This is a genomic window from Mycolicibacterium bacteremicum (assembly GCF_002086115.1).
Lineage (GTDB): Bacteria > Actinomycetota > Actinomycetes > Mycobacteriales > Mycobacteriaceae > Mycobacterium > Mycobacterium bacteremicum.
The window spans coordinates 1-25,403 of record NZ_MVHJ01000011.1 but is presented as its reverse complement, the minus strand read 5'-3'; the positions used below and the strand labels follow the sequence as shown (position 1 = coordinate 25,403).

26 protein-coding genes and 2 pseudogenes are annotated in these 25,403 nt (G+C 69.0%); 16 read left to right on the top strand and 12 right to left on the bottom strand.

Annotated elements, in window-relative coordinates; translation table 11 throughout:
- Position 1: 1 nt before the first annotated feature.
- Both BST17_RS14740 and urtA read right to left on the bottom strand, forming a co-directional pair.
- A complete protein-coding gene (locus BST17_RS14740; protein ID WP_083059328.1) occupies positions 2-715 on the bottom strand; it encodes an urease subunit beta in 714 nt (237 codons plus the stop codon).
- A 2-nt stretch (positions 716-717) separates the two neighbouring features.
- Positions 718-1,953 (bottom strand): urea ABC transporter substrate-binding protein, encoded by a 1,236-nt coding sequence (gene urtA / locus BST17_RS14735; RefSeq protein WP_083059326.1) that lies wholly within the window; start codon positions 1,951-1,953, stop codon positions 718-720.
- A 179-nt stretch (positions 1,954-2,132) separates the two neighbouring features.
- Here urtA and BST17_RS14730 point away from each other — a divergent pair, with 179 nt between their 5' ends.
- The 6 genes from BST17_RS14730 to BST17_RS14705 all read left to right on the top strand — a co-directional run bounded on the left by BST17_RS14730 (position 2,133) and on the right by BST17_RS14705 (position 10,534).
- Positions 2,133-3,143, top strand: coding sequence for a helix-turn-helix transcriptional regulator (locus BST17_RS14730; RefSeq protein ID WP_083059324.1), 1,011 nt, complete (start codon positions 2,133-2,135; stop codon positions 3,141-3,143).
- Between the two features lie 6 nt (positions 3,144-3,149).
- Positions 3,150-4,262 (top strand): alkene reductase, encoded by a 1,113-nt coding sequence (locus BST17_RS14725; RefSeq protein ID WP_083059322.1) that lies wholly within the window; start codon positions 3,150-3,152, stop codon positions 4,260-4,262.
- A gap of 122 nt (positions 4,263-4,384) precedes the next feature.
- Positions 4,385-5,596: an acetyl-CoA C-acetyltransferase gene (locus BST17_RS14720; protein WP_083059320.1), complete on the top strand. Its 1,212-nt coding sequence runs from the start codon at positions 4,385-4,387 to the stop codon at positions 5,594-5,596.
- Positions 5,597-5,607: 11 nt separating this feature from the next.
- On the top strand, positions 5,608-7,767 hold the full coding sequence (locus BST17_RS14715) for a 3-hydroxyacyl-CoA dehydrogenase NAD-binding domain-containing protein (RefSeq protein ID WP_083059318.1): 2,160 nt from the start codon (positions 5,608-5,610) through the stop codon (positions 7,765-7,767).
- Between the two features lie 321 nt (positions 7,768-8,088).
- On the top strand, positions 8,089-9,051 hold the full coding sequence (locus BST17_RS14710; protein ID WP_083059316.1) for a helix-turn-helix domain-containing protein: 963 nt from the start codon (positions 8,089-8,091) through the stop codon (positions 9,049-9,051).
- A 22-nt stretch (positions 9,052-9,073) separates the two neighbouring features.
- Positions 9,074-10,534 carry a class I adenylate-forming enzyme family protein gene (locus tag BST17_RS14705; protein ID WP_083059314.1) on the top strand — a complete coding sequence of 487 codons (1,461 nt, stop codon included), beginning with the start codon at positions 9,074-9,076 and terminating at the stop codon, positions 10,532-10,534.
- Here BST17_RS14705 and BST17_RS14700 read toward each other — a convergent pair.
- Positions 10,423-11,697 carry an FAD-dependent monooxygenase gene (locus tag BST17_RS14700; protein WP_083059312.1) on the bottom strand — a complete coding sequence of 425 codons (1,275 nt, stop codon included), beginning with the start codon at positions 11,695-11,697 and terminating at the stop codon, positions 10,423-10,425. The genes BST17_RS14705 and BST17_RS14700 overlap by 112 nt on opposite strands.
- 75 nt (positions 11,698-11,772) lie before the next feature.
- Here BST17_RS14700 and BST17_RS14695 point away from each other — a divergent pair, with 75 nt between their 5' ends.
- The gene (locus tag BST17_RS14695) at positions 11,773-12,309 is read left to right on the top strand and encodes a TetR/AcrR family transcriptional regulator (protein WP_083059310.1); all 537 of its coding nucleotides are present in this window, start codon (positions 11,773-11,775) and stop codon (positions 12,307-12,309) included.
- On the opposite strand, the gene BST17_RS14690 is transcribed toward BST17_RS14695, so the two are convergent.
- Both BST17_RS14690 and BST17_RS14685 read right to left on the bottom strand, forming a co-directional pair.
- Entirely contained in the window at positions 12,306-12,731 is a 426-nt protein-coding gene (locus BST17_RS14690; protein ID WP_083059308.1) for a pyridoxamine 5'-phosphate oxidase family protein, read from the bottom strand. The two genes, BST17_RS14695 and BST17_RS14690, sit on opposite strands and share 4 nt — an antisense overlap.
- A gap of 3 nt (positions 12,732-12,734) precedes the next feature.
- Positions 12,735-13,484, bottom strand: coding sequence for a hypothetical protein (locus tag BST17_RS14685; protein WP_083059306.1), 750 nt, complete (start codon positions 13,482-13,484; stop codon positions 12,735-12,737).
- Positions 13,485-13,574: 90 nt separating this feature from the next.
- On the opposite strand from BST17_RS14685, the gene BST17_RS14680 reads away from it, so the two are divergent.
- Positions 13,575-14,564, top strand: coding sequence for an LLM class F420-dependent oxidoreductase (locus BST17_RS14680; RefSeq protein ID WP_083059305.1), 990 nt, complete (start codon positions 13,575-13,577; stop codon positions 14,562-14,564).
- Here the strand turns inward: BST17_RS14680 and BST17_RS14675 are convergent.
- Positions 14,557-14,922 carry a nuclear transport factor 2 family protein gene (locus tag BST17_RS14675; RefSeq protein WP_083059303.1) on the bottom strand — a complete coding sequence of 122 codons (366 nt, stop codon included), beginning with the start codon at positions 14,920-14,922 and terminating at the stop codon, positions 14,557-14,559. The genes BST17_RS14680 and BST17_RS14675 overlap by 8 nt on opposite strands.
- Positions 14,909-15,613 carry an SDR family NAD(P)-dependent oxidoreductase gene (locus BST17_RS14670; RefSeq protein ID WP_083059301.1) on the bottom strand — a complete coding sequence of 235 codons (705 nt, stop codon included), beginning with the start codon at positions 15,611-15,613 and terminating at the stop codon, positions 14,909-14,911. The genes BST17_RS14675 and BST17_RS14670 overlap by 14 nt, the downstream gene beginning before the upstream one ends.
- Positions 15,614-15,729: 116 nt before the next feature.
- On the opposite strand from BST17_RS14670, the gene BST17_RS14665 reads away from it, so the two are divergent.
- The 3 genes and pseudogenes from BST17_RS14665 (at position 15,730) to BST17_RS14655 (ending at position 17,804) form a co-directional block, all read left to right on the top strand.
- On the top strand, positions 15,730-16,662 hold the full coding sequence (locus BST17_RS14665; protein WP_083059584.1) for a LysR family transcriptional regulator: 933 nt from the start codon (positions 15,730-15,732) through the stop codon (positions 16,660-16,662).
- A 114-nt stretch (positions 16,663-16,776) separates the two neighbouring features.
- Positions 16,777-17,452, top strand: a pseudogene (locus tag BST17_RS14660) (SDR family oxidoreductase).
- Between the two features lie 7 nt (positions 17,453-17,459).
- Positions 17,460-17,804 (top strand): cupin domain-containing protein, encoded by a 345-nt coding sequence (locus BST17_RS14655; RefSeq protein WP_083059299.1) that lies wholly within the window; start codon positions 17,460-17,462, stop codon positions 17,802-17,804.
- A 2-nt stretch (positions 17,805-17,806) separates the two neighbouring features.
- Here the strand turns inward: BST17_RS14655 and BST17_RS14650 are convergent, their stop codons facing one another.
- Positions 17,807-18,220 carry a DUF5313 domain-containing protein gene (locus BST17_RS14650; RefSeq protein ID WP_083059297.1) on the bottom strand — a complete coding sequence of 138 codons (414 nt, stop codon included), beginning with the start codon at positions 18,218-18,220 and terminating at the stop codon, positions 17,807-17,809.
- A 54-nt stretch (positions 18,221-18,274) separates the two neighbouring features.
- On the opposite strand from BST17_RS14650, the gene BST17_RS14645 reads away from it, so the two are divergent.
- Positions 18,275-18,772, top strand: coding sequence for a MarR family winged helix-turn-helix transcriptional regulator (locus BST17_RS14645; RefSeq protein ID WP_083059582.1), 498 nt, complete (start codon positions 18,275-18,277; stop codon positions 18,770-18,772).
- Here BST17_RS14645 and BST17_RS14640 read toward each other — a convergent pair.
- From BST17_RS14640 to BST17_RS14630, 3 genes are read right to left on the bottom strand one after another with little or no spacing between them, the layout of a single operon-like run.
- Positions 18,769-19,119, bottom strand: coding sequence for a VOC family protein (locus BST17_RS14640; RefSeq protein ID WP_083059295.1), 351 nt, complete (start codon positions 19,117-19,119; stop codon positions 18,769-18,771). The genes BST17_RS14645 and BST17_RS14640 overlap by 4 nt on opposite strands.
- Positions 19,116-20,765 (bottom strand): DNA repair helicase XPB, encoded by a 1,650-nt coding sequence (locus BST17_RS14635; RefSeq protein WP_083059293.1) that lies wholly within the window; start codon positions 20,763-20,765, stop codon positions 19,116-19,118. The genes BST17_RS14640 and BST17_RS14635 overlap by 4 nt, the downstream gene beginning before the upstream one ends.
- 34 nt (positions 20,766-20,799) lie before the next feature.
- Complete coding sequence (locus tag BST17_RS14630) at positions 20,800-23,073, bottom strand: helicase-associated domain-containing protein (protein ID WP_083059291.1); 2,274 nt, start codon at positions 23,071-23,073, stop codon at positions 20,800-20,802.
- Positions 23,074-23,130: 57 nt separating this feature from the next.
- Between BST17_RS14630 and BST17_RS14625 the strand changes: the two genes are divergently transcribed.
- Genes BST17_RS14625 through BST17_RS14610 form a run of 4 tightly spaced genes read left to right on the top strand, consistent with a single transcriptional unit; the run spans position 23,131 to position 24,683 of the window.
- Complete coding sequence (locus BST17_RS14625; RefSeq protein ID WP_083059289.1) at positions 23,131-23,322, top strand: hypothetical protein; 192 nt, start codon at positions 23,131-23,133, stop codon at positions 23,320-23,322.
- Between the two features lie 44 nt (positions 23,323-23,366).
- Positions 23,367-23,792: a cyclic pyranopterin monophosphate synthase MoaC gene (moaC, locus tag BST17_RS14620; protein ID WP_276070943.1), complete on the top strand. Its 426-nt coding sequence runs from the start codon at positions 23,367-23,369 to the stop codon at positions 23,790-23,792.
- Positions 23,789-24,265, top strand: coding sequence for a MogA/MoaB family molybdenum cofactor biosynthesis protein (locus tag BST17_RS14615; protein ID WP_083059285.1), 477 nt, complete (start codon positions 23,789-23,791; stop codon positions 24,263-24,265). The genes moaC and BST17_RS14615 overlap by 4 nt, the downstream gene beginning before the upstream one ends.
- Complete coding sequence (locus BST17_RS14610) at positions 24,255-24,683, top strand: molybdenum cofactor biosynthesis protein MoaE (protein WP_083059284.1); 429 nt, start codon at positions 24,255-24,257, stop codon at positions 24,681-24,683. Before BST17_RS14615 ends, BST17_RS14610 begins: the two co-directional genes overlap by 11 nt.
- Before the next feature lie 82 nt (positions 24,684-24,765).
- On the opposite strand, the pseudogene BST17_RS29300 reads toward BST17_RS14610, so the two are convergent.
- A pseudogene (locus BST17_RS29300) lies at positions 24,766-25,403 on the bottom strand (transglycosylase family protein); the annotation flags it as partial.

The window sequence follows — 25,403 nt, the reverse complement described above, 5'->3', positions numbered from 1 at the left end:
CTCAGCTCCCCGCATCCGGTAGGGCATCCAGGAAGCCGCGGGTGTGCATGGTGCTCATCAGCTCCTCGCCGGGATCGGCGTCGGTGGGCCCGTTGGTGACGTCGTTCTGGCCGATCACCACGCGCTCACCCCCGTAGTTGGTCAGCGAGACCTCCTGCGTCTCACCGGGTTCGAAGCGCACCGCGAGCCCCGACGGGATGTCCAACCGCATACCGAAGGCGGCCCGGCGGTCGAAGCGCAGCGCCCGGTTGGCCTCGAAGAAGTGGAAGTGCGAACCGACCTGGATGGGCCGGTCACCGGTGTTCTGCACGCTCACCGAGACCGTGGCCCGGCCCGCATTCAGTTCGAGCTCGCCGTCGGCGGCCAGTACCTCGCCCGGAGTGAAGGCGATCTCGTCGGCCGACCGGGTACCGGGGGAGATCGCGTCGTGCACCGTGACGAGCTTCTGCCCGTCGGAGAAGAACGCCTCGACCTGCACCGAACCCAGCAGGGTGCGGACGCCGGGGAGCACGTCGTCATCGGTCAGGACGTCTGCTCCCAGCGCTGCCGCCTCGGCGACGTTCGCACCGGAACGGGCCGCCTCGATCACCTCGTCGGCGATCAACGCCCGCGCCTCGGCATAGCTGAGTCTCAGTCCCGCGTCGCGGTGCTTGCGGGCCAGTTCGGCCGCCAGGAACAACAGCAACCGGTCCTCGTCCTTCGGAGTCAGATGCATGATCAGCCCGTGATCCCCTCGGCCCAGGGATAGTCCTTGAGATATGGGTCGGGGGTGATGGGCGCCGGGGACTGCCATACCTGGTCGATCAACCCGCTCGGGGCCACCTTGCCGATGCGCGCGGTCTTGGTGACGTGGTGGTTCTCGCCGTCGATGGACACCGACCCCTCGGGTGCGTCGACCGTGACGCCGCCGGCCGCGGCCTGGATGTCGGCGACGGCGAACGAATCCGCCTTCTCCACCGTGGCTTTCCACAGATGGACGGCGGTGTAGGCGGATTCCATCGGGTCCGAGGTGACGCGGTCGGCCCCGTACTTGGCCTTGAAGTCGGCGACGAAGGTCTTGTTGGCCGGGGTGTCGAGGGTCTCGTAGTAGTTCCACGACGACAGCTGCCCGACCAGGGTGTCGGCGCCGATGCTCTTGACCTCCTCCTCGCCGACGCACATCGACATCACCGGCATGGTCTGCGGGTTCAGGCCCGCGCTGTTGTATTCGCGGAAGAATGCGGTCAACGAGCCACCGACCACGACGTTGAAGATCGCGTCGGCGCCGGCGCTGCGGATCTTGTTGACGATCGTGGCGAAGTTCGTACTGTCCAGCGGCACATAGTCTTCGCCCTTGATCTCGATACCGTTGGCCGCCGCGTAGGCCTTCACGATGGCGTTGGAGGTCCGCGGGAACACGTAGTCACTGCCGACCAGGTACAGCGAGGTGACGCCCTGCTCCTTCAGATAGTCCAGGGCCGGGATGATCTGCTGATTGGTGGTGGCCCCGGAGTAGAAGATGTTCTTCGAGGACTCCAGCCCCTCATACTGCTGGCCGTAGTACAGCAGTGCGTTGGAATCCTCGAACACCGGCAGCATCGCCTTGCGGCTGGCCGAGGTGTAGCCACCGAAAACCGCTGCCACACAGTCACTGTTGACCAGTTTGTTGGCCTTTTCGGCGAACACCGTCGGATCCGATGCGCCGTCCTCGGACAGCAGATCGAGCTGCTTGCCCAGCACACCACCATCGGCGTTGATCTCGTCCACGGCCATCGCGATGGCGTCGTGGATGACCGACTCGCTGACGGCCAGACCGCCGGACAGGGAGTTGATGGCGCCGATGGACACCTGCGGGCCCGAGGTGTCGGCACACCCCTCGGTGGCCGCGGTGTCGTCACCGGCCCGGCTGCCGCAGCCGGCCGCGAGCAGGGTGGTCGCCGCCAGCAGTGCCACACCCGCACTGAGTCTGTTCATGAGAGCCGCCTTCGATGTTCGTGGATCGTTGGCGATCAGCGTAGAAACGCCCGGTGCGACGGGCTATGGGAGGAATCTCCCATTTTCGGCGGCACTGTTGCCTGCCCGCCGCGCAGCCGAAACATCCACGAAACATGTTCTGCACATCATGCTTTCGGGGCGCAGAAACGAAGGATCCGATGGCAGGCACATACGCCGAGGTGCTCGGCAGCTCGGCGAGCATCGAGACGCGCGCGCACGAGATGCTCGACGCGCTCGGTGCCCGCGCCGCGTCGTCGGCCTCGGCGATCAGCCTGTGGGATCCGATCCGGCGCCGCCATGTCGCGGTCGCCAATCACGGCTACCCCGATGCGGTGATGGAGCACCTGAACACCTGGTTCATCGATCACGACCCGCTGTTCGAGAAGATGCGGGTACGCGGGCTCGGGGCGCTGCGCTGGCGTGACTTCCCGGAGTACCGCGACACCTATTCGGTCCAAGGCGTTTTCGTGCCCGCCGGCTTCGACGAGGGTCTGTCGGCGCGGCTGGTCACCGCCGACGGCAGCTACGCGGGCACCATCCACGTCAACTGTGACGACGCCCGCCATCCCAGTGATGACGATGTGGCCGAGATTAATTCGCTACGCGCCCAGATGGCCGAGCAGCTGGACTTCTCGGTGCGCCCACGCATGGTCGCCGAACTGATGGCGCCCGAGGCCCAGGCCTGGGCGGTCGACGCAGATGGTCAGGCGCACCTGCTGATTCACGGTGACACCTTCGACGCCCCGCTGGACCGCGCACTGGTCGCGGAGATGACGCTGGCCGCCCGCGCACCCGAGCTGGGCTTCCGGCCCGAGGTGACGCGGTGGTTCGACGGTGCCGGCTGGTTGCACGCCCGGCACATCGGTACCGCCCGGCGGTTCTCGCAGGACAGCCTGACCGGGGTGATCCTGGTGACCCGGGATCCGTTGCCGTTCGGCATCACTGCGCGCGAGCTGGACGCACTCACCCTGGCCGCCCAGGGGTTGACCAACAATCAGATCGCCGCGCGTCTGTTCATCAGCGTGCGCACCGCCGGTCACCACATGGAAAGCGCGATGGCCAAACTCGGCGCGAGCAACCGGGCGGCCTGCGTGTCCCACGCGGTCACCTGGGGTCTGCTGTCGGGCCGGCTGCTAGGCGGGAATGTTTGGGCGGCCGACAGCGCTTAGACCCACGTGACCGATCAGACCTTCCGCCTCGCCCCCGACGCCACACTGCTCAAGCCGCTGCGGGTCGGTGCCACCGAGGTCGCCAACCGTCTTTTCATGGCGCCGCTGACCCGTTCGCGCGCCCAGTCCGATGCCACCCCGTCCGATCTGGCGGCGCTGTACTACTCCCAGCGTGCCGGGGCCGGGCTGATCATCAGCGAGGCCACGGCGATCTGCGAGCAGGCCAACGGCGCCTACATGAACACCCCGGGCCTCTACACCGACCGGCACCAGGCGGCGTGGGCCGACATCGCCGCAGCGGTACATGCCGCGGGCAGCAAGATGTTCGTCCAGCTCTGGCACGTCGGACGGATGGCGCACCCGGAGATCAGCGGCTTCGACGTCGTCGGCCCGTCGCCCGTGGCGGCCGCGGTCACCACCCACACCCCGTCGGGCAAGCAGCCGCTGCCGGTACCGCGTGAGCTGACCGTCGAGGAGATCACGACCATCATCGGCCAGTTCCGCAGTGCCGCGCGGCGCGCCGTCGACGCCGGGATGGACGGTGTGGAGATCCACTCCGCCAACGGGTACCTGCTGCACGAATTCCTCTCCGATGTCGTCAACCTGCGCACCGACGGCTATGGCGGTAGCAGCGCGAACCGGGCCCGGCTGACCGCCGAGGTGGTCGAGGCGGTGGCCGACGAGATCGGCGCCGACCGGGTCGGTCTGCGGATCTCGCCGGGCAACGGCGCCGGCGATATGCGCGAGAACGATGTCATCGGTGCCTACGAGGCGCTGCTGACCCGCATCGCTCCACTGGGCCTGGCCTACCTGCACGTGCTGATCGATCCGACGACCCAGACCTTCGGCGCGTTGCGGGCGCTGTGGCCCGACACCCTGGTGCTCAACACCGGGCGCGACACCGGCACCGACTTCTGCCAGCTGGAATCGCTGGCCGACTGGGGTGCGGCGAGCGCCATCGCCGTCGGCCGCACCTGGCTGGCCAACCCGGACCTGATCGACCGGCTGCTGCTGGGCGCCGAGCTCAACGAACCCGATGTGCGTACCTTCTACGCATCGGGCCCCGGCGGGTACATCGACTATCCGACGCTCGCGGAGGCCGAACCACAGTCGGCCTGACCCCTCGGACGCCGGTACAGGGCCGCCCAACCAACAGGTTGGGCGGCCCTGTTAGGCTGCGGTCTCAGTGGACTACCGTCCCGATGGACGACCCCTGTCACCCACCCGAAAGGGAACATCACATGTCCGAAGGTGCCTTCATCTACGAGGCGATCCGCACCCCGCGCGGTAAGCAGCGCGGCGGATCGCTCAACGAGATCAAGCCGGTAAACCTGGTCGTCGGTCTGATCGACGAGATCCGTACCCGCTTCCCCGACCTGGACGAGAACCTGATCAGCGATCTCATCCTCGGCGTCGTGTCCCCGGTCGGTGACCAGGGCGGCGACATCGCCCGCACCGCCGGCCTGGTGGCCGGCCTGCCGGAGACCACCGGCGGCTTCCAGCTCAACCGCTTCTGCGCCTCCGGCCTGGAGGCCGTCAACCTGGGCGCCCAGAAGGTCGCGTCCGGCTGGGACGACCTGGTGCTGGCCGGCGGCGTGGAGTCCATGAGCCGCGTCCCGATGGGTGCCGACGGCGGCGCCTGGGCCTCGGATCCGGACACCAACTACCGCATCGGCTTCGTCCCGCAGGGCATCGGCGCCGACCTGATCGCCACCATCGAGGGCTTCTCCCGCGAGGACGTCGACGCCTACGCGGCCCGCTCGCAGGAGCGCGCGGCGGCGGCCTGGTCCGGCGGTTACTTCGCCAAGTCGATCGTGCCGGTCAAGGATCAGAACGGCCTGGTCGTGCTGGACAACGACGAGCACATGCGGCCCGGCTCCACCGTGGAGAGCCTCGGCAAGCTCAAGACCGCGTTCGACGGTATCGGCGCGATGGGCGGCTTCGACGACGTGGCGCTGCAGAAGTACCACTCGGTCGAGAAGATCAACCACGTGCACACCGGCGGCAACAGCTCGGGCATCGTCGACGGAGCCGCGCTGCTGCTCATCGGCTCGGAAAAGGCCGGTCAGAGCCAGGGTCTGACCCCGCGCGCCCGCATCGTGGCCACCGCCACCAGCGGTGCCGACCCGGTCATCATGCTCACCGGCCCCACCCCGGCCACCCAGAAGGTGCTCGACCGCGCCGGGCTGACCGTGGACGATATCGACCTGTTCGAGCTGAACGAGGCCTTCGCCTCGGTGGTGCTGAAGTTCCAGAAGGATCTGAAGATCCCGGACGAGAAACTCAACGTCAACGGTGGCGCCATCGCATTCGGCCACCCGCTCGGCGCCACCGGCGCCATGATCACCGGAACCATGGTCGACGAGCTCGAGCGTCGTGGCGCCAAGCGTGCGCTGATCACGCTGTGCGTCGGCGGCGGCATGGGCGTGGCCACCATCATCGAGCGCGTCTAGGGAGACTGAAAATGGCAGAGAACACGATTCAGTGGGAACAGGATGCCGACGGCATCGTCACCCTGACGCTGGACGACCCGACCGGTTCGGCCAACGTGATGAACGAGCACTACAAGGAATCCATGCACAATGCGGTGGAACGCCTTGTGGCCGAGAAGGATTCAATCACCGGCGTCGTCATCGCCAGCGCGAAGAAGACCTTCTTCGCCGGTGGCGATCTCAAGGGCATGATCAACATCGGTCCCGATGACGCCCAGCAGGCGTTCGACGAGGTCGAGTTCATCAAGGCCGACCTGCGCAAGCTGGAGACCCTGGGCAAGCCGGTCGTTACGGCCATCAACGGCGCGGCCCTCGGTGGCGGCCTGGAGATCGCGCTGGCCACCCACCACCGCATCGCCGCCGATGTGCGCGGCGTGCAGATCGGCCTGCCCGAGGTCACCCTGGGCCTGCTGCCCGGTGGCGGCGGCGTGGCCCGCACCGTGCGGATGTTCGGCATCCAGAAGGCCTTCATGGAGGTACTGAGCCAGGGCACCCGATTCAACCCGGCCAAGGCCAAGGAGATCGGCCTGGTCGACGAGCTGGTCGGCTCGGTCGAGGAGCTGATCCCGGCCGCGAAGGCATGGATCAAGCGCGAACGAGAGGAGCGCCCTGAAGGCACTGTGCAGCCGTGGGATGTCAAGGGCTACAAGATGCCCGGCGGTACCCCGTCCAGCCCCGGCCTGGCCGCCATCCTGCCGTCCTTCCCGGCGCTGCTGAAGAAGCAGCTCAAGGGCGCGCCGATGCCGGCGCCACGGGCGATCCTGAACGCGGCCGTCGAGGGCGCCCAGGTCGACTTCGACACCGCCACCCGCATCGAGAGCCGCTACTTCACCCAGCTGGTCACCGGCCAGGTCGCCAAGAACATGATCCAGGCGTTCTTCCTGGACCTGCAGGCGATCAACGGCGGTGCCTCCCGGCCCGAGGGCATCGCCCCGGTGCCGATCACCAAGATCGGTGTGCTGGGCGCGGGCATGATGGGCGCGGGTATCGCCTATGTATCGGCCAAGGCCGGCTATGACGTTGTGCTCAAGGATGTTTCGATCGAGGCGGCGCAGAAGGGCAAGGCCTACTCGGAGGGTCTGGAGGCCAAGGCGCTCAAGCGCGGCAAGACCACCCAGGAGAAATCCGACGCGCTGTTGGCCAAGATCACCCCGACGGCGGATCCCGCGGACCTCGCCGGTGTCGACTTCGTGATCGAGGCCGTCTTCGAGAGCCAGGAACTCAAGCACAAGGTGTTCCAGGAGATCGAGGACATCGTCGAGCCCAACGCGATCCTGGGGTCGAACACCTCCACGCTGCCCATCACCGGCCTGGCCAGTGGGGTGAAGCGTCAGGAGGACTTCATCGGCATCCACTTCTTCAGCCCCGTCGACAAGATGCCGCTGGTGGAGATCATCAAGGGCGAGAAGACCTCCGACGAGGCGCTGGCCCGGGTGTTCGACTACACGCTGGCCATCAAGAAGACCCCGATCGTCGTCAACGACAGCCGCGGCTTCTTCACCAGCCGCGTCATCGGCACCTTCGTCAACGAGGCGCTGGCCATGCTGGGTGAGGGCATCGAGCCCGCCACCATCGAGCAGGCCGGTGCGCAGGCCGGGTACCCGGCGGCGCCGCTGCAGCTCTCCGATGAGCTCAACCTGGAGCTGATGCACAAGATCGCCGTCGCGACCCGCAAGGGCATCGAGGACGCCGGTGGCACCTACGAGCCGCATCCGGCCGAGGCCGTCGTGGAGAAGATGATCGAGATCGGCCGCCCGTCGCGGCTCTCGGGCGCCGGCTTCTACGAGTACGCCGAGGGCAAGCGCGTCGGGCTGTGGCCGGGACTGAAGGAGACCTTCAACTCCGGCAGCGCGACCATCCCGCTGCAGGACGCCATCGACCGGATGTTGTTCGCCGAGGCGCTGGAGACCCAGAAGTGCCTCGACGAGGGCGTGCTGACCTCGACCGCCGATGCCAACATCGGCTCCATCATGGGTATCGGCTTCCCGCCGTACACCGGTGGTTCGGCGCAGTACATCGTCGGTTACGAGGGCCCCGGTGGCGTCGGCAAGGCCGCGTTCGTGGCCCGCGCCAAGGAACTGGCCGCCAAGTACGGCGAGCGGTTCAACCCGCCCGCCTCGCTGGAGGCCTAGCCTCACCGCGCCGCACGGCGCGTGCATGACCAGAAGCCCCCGGGCCCGCCGACCTCGAAACGGCGAGCCCGGGGGTTTTCTCATGCCCGTTCTCTTCCGACTGGGCGCCCTCGGCGCAGAGTGAGTCGCTGCGACGGCGGCGGGCCGGTGACTGCTCGGCCGGTCGGACCCCGTGGGCAATCCCGTTGGCCGCGTGGACACCGGCGAAAAAGGCGGCCAGGGCATCGAAACGCTTGCGAATGTTCGTCATGGCTTCGACGATGCCGAACCCCGCTGCGCACGCACAGTGTCACTGGTGCCGCTCTTCGATAAGATAGTGACATGCATACCGTGGCGATCCTGGCGTATGACGGCATGACCGGCTTCGAATCCGGTCTGGCTGCCGAGATCTTCGGGATGGCCGACCTGCCCGGCCGCTTCTCCGCCGGCGTCGCGCCGACCGGATACACGGTGCAACTGTGCTCCGAACAGCCCGAGATCCGGATGCTCGGCGGTGCGATGGTGCACACCTCCTACGGCCTCGACGACCTCGCGGCCGCCGACACCGTGTTGATCCCGAGCGTGCGCGATGTCGAGCAGGCGCCCTCCGATGGTCTGCTGGAGGCCATCCGCGCCGCCGATGACCGTGGAGCTCGGCTGGTGTCCATCTGCTCGGGCGCCTTCGCGCTCGCCGCGGCGGGCGTGCTCGACGGCCGCCCGGCCACCACCCACTGGATCTACGCCGACCTGCTGGCCCGGCGGTATCCCGCGATCGAGGTCGACCCGACGCCGCTCTACGTCGACAGCGGTCGGGTGCTCACCAGCGCGGGCTGCGCCGCCGGCCTGGACCTGTGCCTGCACATCGTGCGCTCCGATCACGGCGTGCAGGTGGCCAATGACGTCGCCCGTCGGCTGGTCGTCTCCCCGCACCGGGCCGGCGGGCAGGCGCAGTACATCGACACCCCGGTCCCCGAACCCACCGTGGACGGCCGGATCGCGGCCGGAATGGCATGGGCACTGGAGCATCTGGACCGTCCCATCACGCTGGACGAGCTCGCCGAGCGGTCGGCGCTGTCGCGGCGCAGCTATCTGCGTCAGTTCGCCAAGGCCACCGGCACCACACCGATCAAATGGCTGATCGAGCAGCGCATCCAGGCCAGCCTGGCGCTGCTGGAATCCTCGGACCTCGGTATCGAGCAGATCGCGGCGCGGGTGGGCTTCGAGTCCCCGGTGACGTTCCGGCACCACTTCGTCCGGCAGATGCACACCACCCCCAGTGAGTACCGAAGCTGCTTTGCGGCCTGAGCGCGCCGGGCACAATGAAGCGGTGACCGAAAGCTTTACCGAAAGGTTCGCGGCAGGCCTGGCGAGCTACGGCGACCGACCCTGTATCGAATTCGAGGGACGCTGGCACGACGGAAACGACGTGCAGCGCTACGGTCGCGCACTGGCCGACTGCCTGCGCGGTCTGCAGCCGGGGGAGCCCGTCGCGCTGGTGGTGCGCAACCGTTATCCGCACGCCGCCGCCGTCATCGGCGCGCTGGCGCATGCGCGCCCGGTCGTGATGATCTACTCATTCCAGTCGCCGGAGACGATCGCCGCCGATGTCGAGCGCACCGACGCCGCCGCCGTGCTCGCCGACCCGCAGGACTGGACCGCCCCCGTGACCGCCGCGGCGCAGCGGGTGGGCGCCGCCCGGATCATGCTCGGCGATGACGCACCCGCCGTGGTGGCGCCGGCGCGCGATCGCCCGCATCCGGCCCTCGACGGGGCGCTGGCCATCCTGACCAGTGGAACCACCGGCCCGCCAAAGCGGTTCGTGGTCGGCGCGCAGGTGTTGGAGCACACCGTGTTCAGCGTCACCGGCGGCCGGGCCAGGCCCGACGAGCCGCCGGAGCTGGTGTACTGGCCGCTCGGCGGTATCGGCGGGGTGTGCCAGCTGGTCACCGGCGTCTACGTCGGCAAGCGCATGGTGCTGCTGGAGCGCTTCGCCGTCGACGCCTGGGTGCGTGCCGTCAAAACCCATGGGCTGCAACGGGTCGGTGTGCAGCCCGCGGTGGTGCGGATGCTGCTGGACGCCGACCTGGACCCCGCGGACCTGGCCTCCCTGCAGTACGTGATGAGCGCCTCCGGCCCGCTGGATGTCCCCACCCGCGACGCGTTCGAGCAGCGCTACGGCATCCCGGTGCTGACCGCCTACGGCGCAACGGAATTCGCCGGCTCGGTGTGCACCTGGACCCCGGATCTCTACCGCAAGTTCGGCGCCCGCAAACGCGCGAGTTCGGGCCGGGCGCTGCCCGGTGTCGAGGTGCGCATCCTCGACCCGGACACCGGGGCCGAGGTGGCCACTGGGCAGCGCGGCATCCTGACCGCGAAGGTGCCGCTGCTGGGACCGGGCTGGGTGCGCACCACCGACCTGGCGTCGGTCGACGAGGACGGATTCATCACCCTGCACGGCCGGGCCGACGGCGCGATCAACCGGGGCGGCTTCAAGATCTTGCCGGAAACCGTTCGGGCCGTGCTCATCTCCCATCCGGGCGTGCGTGACGCCGGGGTGGTCGGGGTGCCCGACCGGCGGCTCGGCGAGGTCCCGTTCGCCGCCGTCGAACGCGCACCCGGCAGCTCGGTCACCGGGGCGGAACTCCTCGACCTGATCCGCGGGGCGCTACCCGCCCATCATGTGCCGGTGTCCGTCCTGGTGGTCGACGAGTTACCGCGCACACCGTCGCTCAAGGTCAGTGTGCCCGGCGTCGTGGCGCTGTACGCCGGTATCTCGATCGAGTCGTAGAGCCGGATGCCCTTGCGGTTCAACCGCACCAGCGCGTCGGTCATCGGCCGCGGCAGCGTCGTCACCAGCCGCATCCCGGCGATGAACGCCCACGCCCCCAGCGGGGAGGACGGCAGGATGCTGCGCGCGACGCTCTTGGCCAGTTCGCGGGCACCCAGCACCGGGGCCCGCATGATGCCCTCGTAGGCCGGAAACGCCACGGTGTGATCACCTTTGGCGGCCGCCAGCTCGCCGGCCAGCACCCGCGCCCCGATCACCGCGAGGCTGGTGCTGCCGCCGACTGCGGGTCCCGGGCAGTAGCCGGCGTCACCGACCAGTGTGACCCGCCCGCGTGACCAGCTGGTCAGTTGCAGTTGCGTGATGGCGTCGAAGTAGAAGGCCGGTGCGCCGGCCACCTGGTCGAGCCAGCCGTCGACCTCGGCGCTCAGACCGGTGAACCGCTCGGTGAGCTGGCGCTGCTGGCCCGCGGTGTCGCGGTGGTCGTAGACGAAACCGGAGGTGGGCCGGAACAGGAACACCGCGCGTGCATCGTCGAGGTGATCGGCGGTGTAGATCATCGCGGTCCGGTCGACATCGACATAACCGGTCATCTCACCGGCGGCGACGAAGGACTTCGGCAGCGACACCACGCAGAGGTGGGCACCGAGGAATTCGGTGTGCCCCGAGTCGGGACCGAAGACCAATTGCCGTACGCCCGAATGCAATCCGTCGGCACCGAGCACCATGTCGAATGTCCGGGACGCACCACCGGCGAAGGTGACCCGGCCGTTGGGATCGATGGCGGTGAGATGATCGCCGAACACATACTCGATGTCCGCGCGCCCGGCGTCGTAGAAGATCTGGCTCAGGTCGTCGCGCATGATCTCGACGTGGCGCGCCGAGATCGCCGAGGACAGTCTGCCGTAGTCGATGTGGGTCGGACGGCCACCGCCCACGCGACGGAAGGTGATCCGGTGGGTGCCGGTGGCGTGCGCCATCACCTGATCCAGCACGCCCATCTGTTCGGCGATGTCCATGGCGGGGCCGAACAGGTCGATCGCGTGGCCGCCGGTCTTGCGCAGGTGCGGCGCGCGCTCGACGACCGTGACGTCGAACCCGGACCGGGTCAGCCAATAGCCGAGCACCGGTCCGGCAATGCTCGCCCCGGAGATCAGAATCTTCATCACAACTCCTTACTTAACGGTCGGTAAGTAGACCTCCGCCAGCTTACTTAACGATCGGTCAGTTAGGCTAGGTACGTGAGCGCGCCACGGTCGGACACCCGGCAACGCATACAGGAGGTGGCCCGCGAACTGTTCGCCGAAAAGGGGGTGCAGCGCACCAGCCTGCAGGACATCGCGGCCCGCCTCGGTATCACCAAACCGGCGCTGTACTACCACTTCGGCTCACGGGAAGACCTGGTCCGCAGCATCGTCCAGCCGCTGGTCGACGGTGGCGAGGAGTTCGTCACGCGGTGCGAGCAGGCCGCCGACCTCACGCCCACCCAGGTGCTGGCGGGTTACTTCGACTACTTCTACGCCTTCCGCGCCGATCTGGTCACGGTGATCTCGGAGCTGAGCACCATCGCTGATCTCGGTCTGATCGACAGCATGCTGGCGTGGCGGGAGCGGCTCTGCGGGGTGCTCTTCGGTGCCGACCCGACCTTCGATCAGCAGGTCCGGTCGGTGATCGCACTCGGCGGGCTGCAGGACTGCTGCATATCGTTCCCCGATGCGCCGGCCGATGACCTGCGTGACCGCGCGGTGGCGGCGGCGCTGACCGCGCTGTACGGCTAGAAGCCACCCATATCGGCGGAGAACCAGTGCTGGGGCCGCAGATGGACGGCCACGCTGGGCCCGTGCTCGCGCCGGGCCATCTCCAGATAGGGCTCGACCGCCTCGGGCGGTAGGTAGCGCCGGGTCATCTCGACCAGCTGCTCGTCGGTGCCCTCTTCGATCCGGGCCACCGCGCCGTCGACGCTGACGTAGCGGACCGTCGGCTCGACCCGCTCGACCATCAGCGACAGATGCCCGGCGGCCTCGATCAGCCTGTGCTTGCGGGACCCGACACCGGTCAGGAACCACGGCTGGCCGCCGGGGGTGTACTGGTACCAGATCGGCACCGTCAGCGGACCACGGTTGGGGCCGGACGCTATCGAGAGCGCCGCGACATGCGGCTCGGCCAGGAACGCCTCACGATCTTCCCGGGAGAGCGGCATGGCTTACAGGCAGGGCCGGAAGAACAGCAGCTTGGGACCGCAGATACCGGAGGCGCCCAGCTTGGGCGGGCCGATGCGCGGCATGCCGATCTTGGGCATCTGCGGGGCACCGATCTTCGGCGGGGCCGGCAGCTCGGGCAGACCGATCGGCGGCGGCGGGGGCAGCTGGAACTGCGGCAGCTTGGGCAGCGACAGCGACGGCACCGAGGTGGCGACCCGGGCGACGTCGGAGGCGGCGGCGAAGGTCTGGCCACCGATCTGGGAGGCGTTGGCCAGCGTGGTGACCGGCGCCGAAAGGCTCGTCAGGGAAGCACCGCCCGCACCCGGTAGCAGGCCGAAGAACGCCAGCGTCGCGGCGGTGTCGGCGGCCGCGGCGGTGATCAGCGTCGGCCAGCCCACCACGGTGTCGACGGTGTTGACCACCGAGTTCCACACCTGGGTGGACCGGGGGAGGGCGCCCAGGTTGTTCGCGAGCTGCCAGGCGCCGCCCAGCTGATCCGGCGTGAGCTTGGCCACAGCCGGGGTCTCGGCCTTGTCCAGCGCGGCGGCCAGCAGGGTCTGGCACTCGCCGGTGCCGGAGTTGCGGACCTCGTTGCGCTTGCAGTTGTCCACGCAGGCGCCGTTGTAGTTGACCTGACCTGGGTTGCAGGTGGTCTCGGCGCCGCTGGGCGCCGCGGTGGCGATGGCGACAGCGGTCAGCGGCATGACGGCCGCCGCGATGGCAGCCGCGAAGCGACGTCGGGTGGCAGTCATGACGAGATCCTCACGGAAGGGTGTAGCGAACAAACTTCTGCGAGTGTAGACGATTTAACAATGCCGTGTGCACGCCTAAAGTCGAAGGCTATGCGCTTCGGACTGTTCATCCCGCAGGGTTGGCGACTCGATCTCGTCGACATTCCCACCGAAAACCACTGGTCAGTGATGAATGAGCTGGCCCGCTACGCCGATAACAGCACGTGGGACTCGGTGTGGGTGTACGACCACTTCCACACCGTCCCGGTGCCCACCGACGAGGCCACCCACGAGGCATGGTCGCTGATGGCGGCGTTCGCGGCCGTCACCGAGCGGGTGAAATTGGGCCAGATGTGTACGGCCATGAGCTATCGGAATCCGGCGTACCTGGCAAAGGTGGCCGCAACGGTCGACGTGATCTCCGGGGGCCGCACCCAGATGGGGATCGGCGGCGGCTGGTACGAGCACGAGTGGCGTGCCTACGGCTACGGCTTCCCGTCCGCGGGTGACCGGCTGGGCCGCCTCGACGAGGGGGTGCAGATCATGCGCGACGCCTGGCGCGACGGCCGCGTCACCCTCGACGGCAAGCACTACCAGGTGGACGACGCCATCGTCGCGCCCAAGCCGCTGCAGGACGGCGGCCCGCCGCTGTGGATCGCCGGCGGCGGGGAGAAGGTGACGCTGAAGATCGCGGCCAAGTACGCGCAGTACACCAACTTCAGCTCGGTGCCCGCCGACTTCGAACACAAGTCGCAGGTGCTGGCCGGGCACTGCCAGACCGTGGGCACCGACTACGACGCCATCGTGCGGTCGGCCAACTTCAACTCGGTGATCGCCACCTCCGAGAACGAGGTGAAGGACCGGCTGGAACGGATCCGCGCCCGCCAGGTGGGCAAGGCCGGTGAGGACGCCGTCGACGCCATGCTGGCCAACGTCGCCTCCCCGGACTCGGCCACCGGCACCCCCGAACAGGTCATCGAGCGTCTCACCCGGCTGCGTGACCTCGGCTGCGAGTACGCGATCATCTACTTCCCCGAGGCGGCGTACGACCGCTCGGGTGTCGAGTTGTTCGAGCGCGAGGTCATCCCGGCCCTCAGCTAGCCAACGCGCTGACCTGGTACTGCGCGATGCGCCACCCCTCGGCGGTCTCGGTGACGACGACCCCGAGGTTCAGGCTGACCGCCGTGCCGTCGGCGAAGCTGAAATCGGCCCGGGCGAAGCCCGTCACCACGGTGTCGGCCGGCCGCCGGTACTCCAGGACGGTGTAGTCGACGCTCAGCCCGGCCGGTTGCCCGTCGTAGTAGGCGAACACCCCGTCGCGGCCGACGCTGTAGGGCTTGAGCCCCTGAAAGACCGCGTCCGCGGTGAACACGGCGGCGGCCCGGCCGGGATCATGCCCGTCGACCCCGGCCTTCCACTCGTCGAGGACCTGTGCGAGGACGTCCTCAGTGCCCGGCATGCTGGCCTCCGTCGACGTGCAGGATCTCCCCGGTCACGAAGCCGGCGTGCTCCAGGTACAGCACGGCCTCGACGACCTCGTCGAGTTCACCGATGCGGTGCTGCGGATTGAGCTGCGCCAGCGCGGCGTACTCCTCGTCGGCGTGCATCGGGGTGCGGATGATGCCGAGCGCGACGGCATTGACCCGGATACCGCGCTCGGCGTACTCGACGGCCAGTGATCTGGTGGCCGCGTTCAGGCCGCCCTTGGTCAGCGCGGCCAGCACCGAGGGTGCGGCCTTGGTGGCCTGGTCGACCAGGCTGGTGGAGACGTTGACGACGTGGCCGCCGTCGCCCATGACCGCCAGCGCGGCGCGGGTCACCTCGAAGAAGCCGCGCAGGTTCACCCCGGTGATGGCGTCGTAGTCGGCGTCGGTGTACTCGGTGAACGGCTTCGCGATGAAGATGCCGGCGTTGTTCACCACGCTGTCGACGCGACCGAAGCGCTGGACGGCGGCGTCGACGATGCGTTGTCCGACACCGGGAACGCCGATATCACCGGCCACGCTCAACACGATCGGGTCGTCACTCGGCTCGATGCTGCGGGAGTTGGCGACGACCGCGTAGCCGAGTTTGCGGTAGCCGGCGACCAGGGCCTCGCCGATGCCCTGGGAGGCGCCGGTGATGATCGCGACGCGCGTGGGATTGTTCATGGTTCTGCCTTTCTCGTGGGTTCTGCACCGCTCAACCTCATTGCAGTGCGGCCGCGTCCCGATTCCTGGGATCGGAAAGCTCGCTGGTGGGAGCGCGCGCCTACTACGCTGACCGGGTGGAATTGCGGCAGCTGCGGTACTTCGTGACCGTCGCCGAGGAATTGAACTTCGGCCGGGCCGCCGAGCGGCTGCGCATCGCCGGGCCGTCGCTGTCCCAACAGATCAAGGCGCTCGAACGCGATCTGAAGGTGCAGCTGTTCGACCGGGACCGCCGGTCGGTGGCGCTGACGGCCGCCGGTGTGGCACTGCTGCCCGACGCCCGGGCGCTGGTCCGTCAGGCCGACGAGTTACGCAGGCGGGTAACGGGGTTGGCGTCCGACGAGCCGGTGCGCATCGGCTGTGTGAACTGGTGCCCGGTGGACTGGTCCGAGCGCGCGGCGGGGGTGGCCACGCTGCGGGTCGACACCTGGGTGATGCCCTCGCACACCCAGGCCGCCCGGGTGGCCGACGGCAGCCTCGATCTGGCGATCTGCTGGGTGCAGAACACCGACCTGGCCGAGCTCGACCTGTCGTCGCGGCTGGTCGGGGTCGACCGGCTCTACGCGCTCTCGGCCGGTGCCGGCACCGAACCCGTCGACGCGAAAGACACCGTGGTGCTGGTGGATACCGACACCGCCAGCTGGTCGTCGTGGAATCGGTACGCCGAACAGTTCGCCGCGGCCACCGGGGCACGGGTCATGCGTACCGATGACGGCGGGGTCACCGGGCCGACATTCTTCGAACATGTCCGGCGTCTGGGCCGGCCGGTGCTCAACAATCCCAAGGGGCAGAACGACACCGGCGCCGGCGATCTGGCACGCCGACCGGTCTGCAACCCGGAACCGTTGTGGACGTGGTCACTGGTGTGGCGTCGCGCCGAGGATCGGGCCGCGGTGCTGGCCGTCGTGGACGCCTTCACCAGGGACGCCGGTGATCTGGGTATCGGCGCCGCCGGGGTGTGGCTGCCTGCCGAGGATCCATATCACCGCGCTCACCAGCGCGGCCAGTAGCACCGTCACCGGCCACGACGCGCGCCCTCCCAGCTGAGAGCCGATTCCTCGCAGTCGCGGGGATGGGCGGGAGTACGAAAGGCGTTGACTGCGAACAGAACAAAGGAGCAGATCATGACCGAGACAATCACCGTACTGGTCACCGGCGCCAACCGTGGGCTGGGCCGCAGGATCGCCGAGGAGTTCGTTGCGCGCGGCGCCAAGGTCTACGCCGGGGCTCGTCGTCCCGACACCGTGGACTATGCCGGCGTCATCCCGATCCAGCTGGACATCACCGATCCCGAATCGGTGCGCCGGGCCGCCGAAATCGCCTCCGATGTGACCGTTCTGGTGAACAACGCCGGCATCTCCACGCGGGCCAATCTGCTGTCGGGCCCCATCGAGGACATCCGCGCCGAGATGGACACCCACTACTTCGGCACCCTGAACGTCGCCCGTGCGTTCGCCCCGGTGCTGGAGCGCAACGGCGGCGGCACCATCCTCAACGTGTTGTCGGTGCTGTCCTGGATGCACCCGGCCACCTCCGGGGGCGTATGCGGCGGCGAAGGCGGCGGCCTGGGCGCTCACCGATGCGGTACGTGACGAACTGGCCCCGCGCGGCATCAACGTCATCGCGCTGCACGTCGGCTACATGGACACCGATATGGTCAGTTACATTCCGGCAGAACAGAAGTCAGATCCGGCGGAGATCGCGCGGCAGGCCGTCGACGGGGTCTACGACCATGCCACCGAGATCCTGGCCGACGATTGGGCGCGACGGGCCAAGGCGGCCTTGTCCCAGGTGCGATAGTGGAGGAATGGAGAAGATCTCACTGACCGCGCTGGCGCGTGAGCATCTGGAGACGGCCCGCGCCGCCACCAGCGGCCGGAGCGCACACACGGTGTACGGCGGACATGAACACAGCCTGCGGCAGACCCTGCTGGCGCTGACGGCCGGCAACGGTCTGGACGAGCACGAGAGTCCCGGCGAGGCCACCGTGCAGGTATTGCAGGGCCGGGTCCGGCTCACCACGGCCGAGGCGGGGTGGGAAGGGTCAGCCGGTGATCACCTGGTGGTGCCCCGAGTGCGGCACGGGCTGTCGGCGCTGGAGGATTCGGTGATCCTGCTGACCGTGGTCAAGGCGGTCGGGCCGCACGTCTGACGTCAGAACGGGCTCGGGTTGGACTGCCACTCGGCCTCCTGCGGACGGGCGCCGTAGCGACGCGCGTAGTCCTCGTGCAGGCGGGCGTTGCGCTCCCGGTTCAGGGTGTCGATCAGCTTGGGGTCCAGGCCGTGCTGAGACAACCGGTGCCGGCGCCACACCTTGTTCAACACGAAAGCCATGACCAGCGCCCAGGTGTAGATGGGCACGGTCATCTCCAGATGCACGTACAACGAGGCGGGCAGCAGCCACAGCGGGGCCAGGATGAGGGCCGGCGGGATGGCGTAGCGCAGCATGTGCCGGCGCACCGCGCCCTTGCCGGTCAGGTCGGCGGTCACCCACTGCTTCATGGAGTCGGGCAGTCGCTTGCCGTAGGCGTAGAGAACCTTTTGTCCGAAGGTGGGGGTGGCGGCCATGACTTAGATAGTACGCTAACTATTAGCAGGCTAAGCAAGTAGTACAGTGTGATGATGGCTTCATCGTCGGCAGCGCCGGAAGTGACCGCAGATATCGATCCCCTCGCCCTGGAGCGACAGGTGTGCTTTGCGCTGGCGGTCACCAACCGCGCGGTGCTGGCGGTGTACCGGCCGCTGCTCGAACCGCTGGGACTGACCCACCCGCAGTACCTGGTGATGCTGGCGCTGTGGGACAACGACAAGGCCGGTCTGGATGCCCTGTCGGTCAAGCAGGTCGCCGGTCTGCTGCAGATGGACTCCGCGACCGTCTCCCCGATGCTCAAACGGCTGGAGGCACTGGGCTTCATCAGCCGGGTCCGCAGTGCCGCCGATGAGCGCACCACCCTGATCACCCTCACCAAAGCCGGTGCGGCACTGCGCAAGAAGGCACTCCAGATCCCGCCTGCGGTGGTCGCCCGGCTCGGTGTCGACATGGCCGAACTGGAGCAGCTGCACTCGGTGCTGACCCGGATCAACCTGGCCGCGGTGGCCGCCGGGGCGCTGGAGGATTAACCGCGGTGTGCCAGCACGTTGACGACGTTGCCGGCGCCGTCGGCGAAGAAGAACCTGCGCACGCCCCACTCCTCGTCGGACAGCGGATGCACGATCTGCAATCCCGCGTCGACCGCGGCCGCATGGGCGGCATCGACATCGTCGACCTCGATCGACACCGTCGGGTTCACCGCCGCCGTCTGATCTTTCGTCATCAGGCTCAGCTGATGGCGGTGCTCGTCGTCGGCGAGGGTGACGATCCAGCCGTGGTTCATCACCTCGGTCAGCCCGAGCGTCGCGATGTAGGCGGCGCGGGCGGCGTCGATGTCGGCGACGGTCAGGACCGGCACCACCCGCCCGACGGTCATATCGCCGGACCCAGCAGGTCGTCGGCGTCCTTGATGATGTAGCCATAGCCCTGCTCGGCCAGGAACCGCTGGCGGTGCGCGGCGTATTCGGCGTCCAGGCTGTCGCGGCTGACCACCGAGTAGAAGATGGCCCCACCGCCGTCGGCCTTGGGCCGTAGCAGCCGGCCCAGTCGCTGAGCCTCCTCCTGGCGCGATCCGAAGGTGCCCGAAACCTGCACGGCCACAGATGCTTCCGGGAGATCGATGGAGAAGTTCGCGACCTTGGACACCACCAGGGTGCGGATCTCCCCGCGCCGGAACTGGTCGAACAGCTCCTCGCGCTCGGCGTTCTTCGTCGAGCCCTGGATGACCGGAGCGCCGAGTTCCTGGCCGAGCTCGTCGAGCTGATCGAGGTAGGCGCCGATCACCAGCGTCGGCTCGTCCTTGTGCTTGTCCAGGATCGACTTCACCACGGCGATCTTGGTGTGCGCCGTCGAGCACAGCTTGTAGCGTTCCTCGGGCTCGGCGGTCGCGTAGATCATCCGCTCGTTATCGGTCATCGTGACCCGGACCTCGATGCACTCTGCCGGCGCGATCCAGCCCTGAGCCTCGATGTCCTTCCACGGCGCGTCGTAGCGCTTCGGGCCGATCAACGAGAACACGTCGCCCTCGCGGCCGTCCTCACGGATCAGCGTGGCCGTCAGCCCGAGCCGGCGCCGCGACTGCAGATCGGCGGTCATCCGGAACACCGGCGCGGGCAGCAGATGCACCTCGTCGTAGATGATCAGACCCCAATCGCGGGAGTCGAACAGCTCCAGGTGCTTGTACTCACCCTTGGTGCGCCGGGTGATCACCTGATAGGTCGCGATGGTGACCGGGCGGATCTCCTTGCGCTCGCCGGAGTATTCGCCGATCTCCTCCTCGGTGAGCGAGGTCCGCGCGATCAGCTCGCGCTTCCACTGCCGGCCCGCGACAGTGTTGGTGACCAGGATCAGCGTGGTCGCGCCGGCCTTGGCCATCGCGGCGGCACCGACCAGCGTCTTGCCGGCCCCGCAGGGCAGCACGACGACACCGGAGCCGCCGGCCCAGAACGAGTCGGCCGCCATCTCCTGGTAGTCGCGCAGTGTCCAGCCGTCCTGGGCCAGGTTGATCGGGTGCGCCTCGCCGTCGACGTAGCCCGCCAGATCCTCGGCGGGCCAGCCGACCTTGAGCAGCATCTGCTTGACCCGGCCGCGCTCGCTGCCGTGCACGATCACGGTGTCGTCGTCGATGCGCGCGCCCAGCATCGGGGCGATCTTCTTGTTGCGCAGCACCTCCTCCAGCACCGCACGGTCCAGGCTGACCAGCGTCAGCCCATGCGCGGGATGTTTGACCAGCTGCAGGCGGCCGTAGCGGGCCATGGTGTCGACGATGTCGACCAGCAACGGCTGCGGCACGGCATAGCGGGAGAAGCTGACCAGCGCATCGACGACCTGCTCGGCATCGTGTCCGGCCGCGCGGGCGTTCCACAGCGCCAGCGGGGTGATCCGGTAGGTGTGGATGTGCTCGGGCGCGCGTTCCAGTTCGGCGAACGGCGCGATCGCGGCGCGCGCGGCGCCGGCGAGTTCGTGATCGGTTTCGAGCAGCACAGTCTTGTCGGACTGGACGATCAGCGGGCCCTCGGTCATGCCTGGCCTCTAAAAGGGAAAGTCATCCCATCCATTATCCAGAGTCGGCCGACACCACGGATGTCACGCGGTGGATGGCGAACTCCCGGACCCGGCCCGCCGCCGGATCGAAGGCGGTCAGCTGGCCGCCGCGGATGTTGATCGGCGCGATCACCCGCTGGGTGGCCACCCCGGCGGGGTCGACGTACCCCATCACCACCGAGGTCTGCTCGACCGCCGCCTGCTGCAGCAGCGCGATCAGCACCGCCGGATCCAATCGCTCGTGCGACCGCGGGGAGGCGGCCACGCTGCGCATCACCGCGACGATCGCGCCGAGGGTCTGGGTCGTCGGCGCCGCCAGCGGCCGGAACACCCGGCGCCGGCTCAGGGTGGGCACCCGGGCACCGCGGGCGCGGATGTCGAGCACGGCCCCGGTCGAGTCCTCGGCGGCCGGCACGAACCCGCCGGCCCGCAGCGCGGCGAGCACATCGCCGATCGGGGCCTGCGACACCGCGACGGTGGGCGCCAGGATGCGCAGTTCCAACGGTTCGGCCGCCGGGGTGGCCACCGCCTGGGCCAGCAGCGCCGGGTCCTCGCACCGCACGAACGACGACGCCATCCCGACACGGAGCTGCCCGTGCCGGCGCGCGACATCGTCGATCAGGTAGGTCAGCCCCTGCGGGACCGGGGTCTTGGAGTGCTTCTCGAAGAAGGCGTGCAGCCCGCCCGCTGTCCGCCCGGCATCCAGCGCCCGCCGGATCGAGGCTTCGCTGATCCGGTACACCATCGCCGCGCCCGCCGATTCGACGGTGGCCACCGCATCGAGCTGCTCGGCGAGTTCGCGCAGCAGCGGCCCGGGCACCACCACGGTCAGGTCGGCCTGCAGCAGGAAGTGGTCCAGCGGTGCGGGCAGCACCTTGTCCATCGCGGTGATGGTGGCCTCGGCGTCATCCTCGGAGTCCTGGGCCAGCAGGGCACGCCCCGGCGTCGCGATGCCACCGCGCCCGACCAGGCCGACGGCGTGCGCCTCGCGCAACAGGTCGGTCACCGGGTCCAGCTGCAAGCGGGCCGCCCAGCGCGGGCGCTGCCACATCATCGCCAGCGCCGCCGACTCGGCGTCCACCCCGGCTCCGGCCGGCAGCCCGTCGAGCACCGTCAGCAGCAGCCGGCGATCAAGCGGGGCCGCCGTCGAATACAGCGCATCGGAGAGCACCCCGTAGGGCTTGCCGTCCGGGCCGCGGTGCCCGATCAGGCTGGGGCGGGCCGGCAGGTTCAGCCAGGTCCACGCGATCAGCTGCCATCGCGCGGCGGTCGAGGTCTCGACGAACCGGTCCGCGCCGACCGTCGGCGCCCAGTACGGCGAATTACCCGCCACCGGCTCGGGGTCCGGTGTACCCGGCGCCAGCAGACCGGCGGCGGCGGCCAACTCCAGGATCAGCCCGAGCCGCTGTTCGTCGATACCGGTCAGCTTGGTCAGCTTCTTCACATCGCGCACGCCGAGGCCGCCGGCGCGCAGTTCGGACACCGGGTTCTCCGACAGCGTCTCGATGATGACGTCGATCTCGCGCAGCAGGTCGATCGCCGCCCCGGCGGCCACCGAGTCCACGTCGGCCTGGGTGGTGGTGTGCACCGCCGGATCGGGCGTGCGCAACCCGGTCGGGCCGGGCAGGTCGCCGCGCAGCACCTGGGCGACCAGGCGCGGCAGGATCACCGTGTCGTCGGTATCGCTCGGGATGCGGTGCAGCAGGCCCGCGGCGAGTAGCCGTTGGGCCGGGCGGTCGGCCGGGGCGCCGGGGATGGCGTCGCGGGTACGGCCGATGGGGGAGCCCTCGACCAGCCGGGTCAGCAGCTCCGTGTCCGGCTCGTCGAGCCCGTCGAGCAGCTCACGGATCTGTGCGGCAGTCAGTTCGGGACCGTCGTGCACGGCCTGGCCCGGGTACCAGGGCAGGCCGGCCGTCACCTCGGCGACCACCCGCAGGTTCTCGTCGCCCCACACCAGGGCCCGGTCGACCAGATCATCGAGCGCGGCCTCGACATCCGCGGCGTCGGCCCGGGTGCCGATGAAGTCGGTGACCGCGTCCCGGGGCACCGCGGCGGCCTCGGCGTGCAGCATCAGCAGCGCGTCCAGCACCGCCAGGTGCAGATAGGTCAGCCCGTCGGTGGCGGCCTTGACCGACTGGCGGGCCTGTGCTCGGGCCGCCAGTGCTGCGATGGTGCTCGGCGGCGGCTGGGTCAGGTCGGGTCGCAGTTCGAGCAGCCGCACCAGGCGTTCGTCGGACAGGTCGGCCAACCAGACGCCGAGGGGCATGCTCTTAAATCCCTGGGTCATTGCTGACCAGCGTAAAGCAGCGTCCCGCTCTCGCCACCGCTCGTAGTACCTGCCACAATGTCGGGTGTGGCAGACAAGAAGAATCAGTACGTCGACAATGGCTGGCCCGAGGTGGCCGAGGGCGATCACGCGGTGAGCGAACTCGTCAGCGACCGGACCGGCTCCCTGTCCCCGTTCGGTGATGTGACCTTCCCGCTGCCGGCCGAGGATCTGCCCTACGTGCACCCGGTCACCGTCGTCAACAAATAGCGTTGAGCGGGCTCTCGCACCTCGACGATTCGGGCGCGGCCCACATGGTCGACGTCACGGCCAAGACCGCCACCAAGCGCACCGCGGTCGCGCGGGGGTCCGTGCACACCCGGGCCGATGTCATCGAACTGATCGCCGGCGGCGGGTTGCCCAAGGGTGACGCCCTGCCCACCGCGCGGGTCGCCGGGATCATGGCAGCCAAGCGCACCAGCGATCTCATCCCGCTGTGCCATCAGCTGGCGCTCACCGGCGTCGACGTCGAATTCGACATCGGTACAACCGAAGTGACCATCACCGCGACCGTGCGCACCACCGACCGGACCGGGGTGGAGATGGAAGCCCTGACCGCGGTGAGCGTGGCGGCGCTGACCGTCTACGACATGATCAAGGCCGTCGACCCGGCCGCGCGCATCGACGGTGTGCACGTTGTGCGCAAAGAGGGCGGCAAAACGGGTACCTGGACGCCATGAGGTCGGCGCGGGTCATCATCGCCTCCACCCGGGCGGCCACCGGCGTCTACGCCGACCGCACGGGCCCGATCATCACGGCCTGGCTGGGCGAGCGGGGCTTCGCCTCCGGTGACCCGGTGGTGGTCGCCGACGGCAACGATGTGCAGACCGCGCTGCGGCAGGCGCTGACCGACCGGGTCGCGCTGATCATCACCTCCGGTGGCACCGGTATCTCGCCGACGGACCGAACCGCCGACATCACCGCCGCACTGCTCGACTACCAGATCCCTGGGTTGGCCGACGCCATCCGCCGGTCCGGGCTGCCCGAGGTACCGACGTCGGTGCTCTCGCGCGGCGTGTGCGGGGTCAGCGGCGCCACGCTGATCGTGAACCTGCCCGGCTCCTCCGGCGGGGTGCGCGACGGTCTCGGCGTGCTGGCCGACGTGCTGGAGCACGCGCTGGACCAATTGGCCGGAGGTGACCATGGGCGCTGACGTCATCCGGGTGGGATTGAGCGAGGAGCCGATCTCGCTGACCGAACACGAGGAGCTGGTGGCCCACGAGGCCGCCGGCGCGGTGGTCGGGTTCTCCGGAGTCGTGCGCGACCACGACGGCGGACGCTCGGTCACCCGGCTGGAGTATTCGGCGCATCCGTCGGCGCTACAGACGCTGACCGACGTGGTGCACGAGGTCGCCGCCGCGGCCGAGGGTGTGCGCGCGGTGGCGGTGAGCCATCGGATCGGCGATCTGCGCATCGGGGACGCGGCCCTGGTGGTCGCGGTGGCCGCCGATCATCGCGGCGCGGCGTTCGCGACCTGTGCGCTGATGGTCGACACCGTCAAGGAGCGACTGCCGGTGTGGAAGCACCAGCACTTCGGCGACGGCACCGACGAATGGGTCAACTCGGCCTAGGCCCCCGACGCAATGTTCCCCTGACAGCCGAGCCGTGGCGATATATCCACGGTGGCGCTGTCAGAGGAACATTGCGTTCAGGTCAGGGCAGTGGAGCCGGGGGCACCGGTAGCGGAGCCGCCGGCGCCGGTGCGTTTGGCGGCGCCACCGGGACGACCGGCTGGCCGGCCGGGGCATTACCGGTCAGCGAGCGCTGCGTCGTGATGGCGATCAGCGCGTCCTTGCCGGTGATCTGCTGCTGCTGAACGGCATTCCAGATCTGGCGCAGGTAGCTGACGTTCGCGCTCTCGTTGGGCAGCGCGTTCGGGTCGAGCGTGGTGCCGGGTGCCAGGTTCTCCGGAGTGATCAGGTGCGGGACACCTTCGGCCGGAACCGGCGCGGGAACACCGGCCGGAACGGGTGCGGCCAGGGGTGCCGGGGCGGCGGCCGGCGCGGGAACCGGGGCCGGCGCAGGAACCGGCGCGGGGGCCGGCGGGACCAGCGGGGCGGGCTCCATGGGCAGCGGGGCCTCCAGCGACCACAGCTGCGGCTGGTTCGGCGCGGGCTCCGCGGTGTCCCAGTTGGCGGCGTTGACGGCCGGGGCCGGCGGCAGCGGGGCGTCCAGCGGCAGGGCGTCGACCGGGGCACCGGGCAGCGGCAGGGCCGGATCGACCGGAGCCTGCGGGGCCGGGGCGGCCAGCGCGACGGCATCGATCGGAGCCGGCGGCAGGGGCGCCGGAG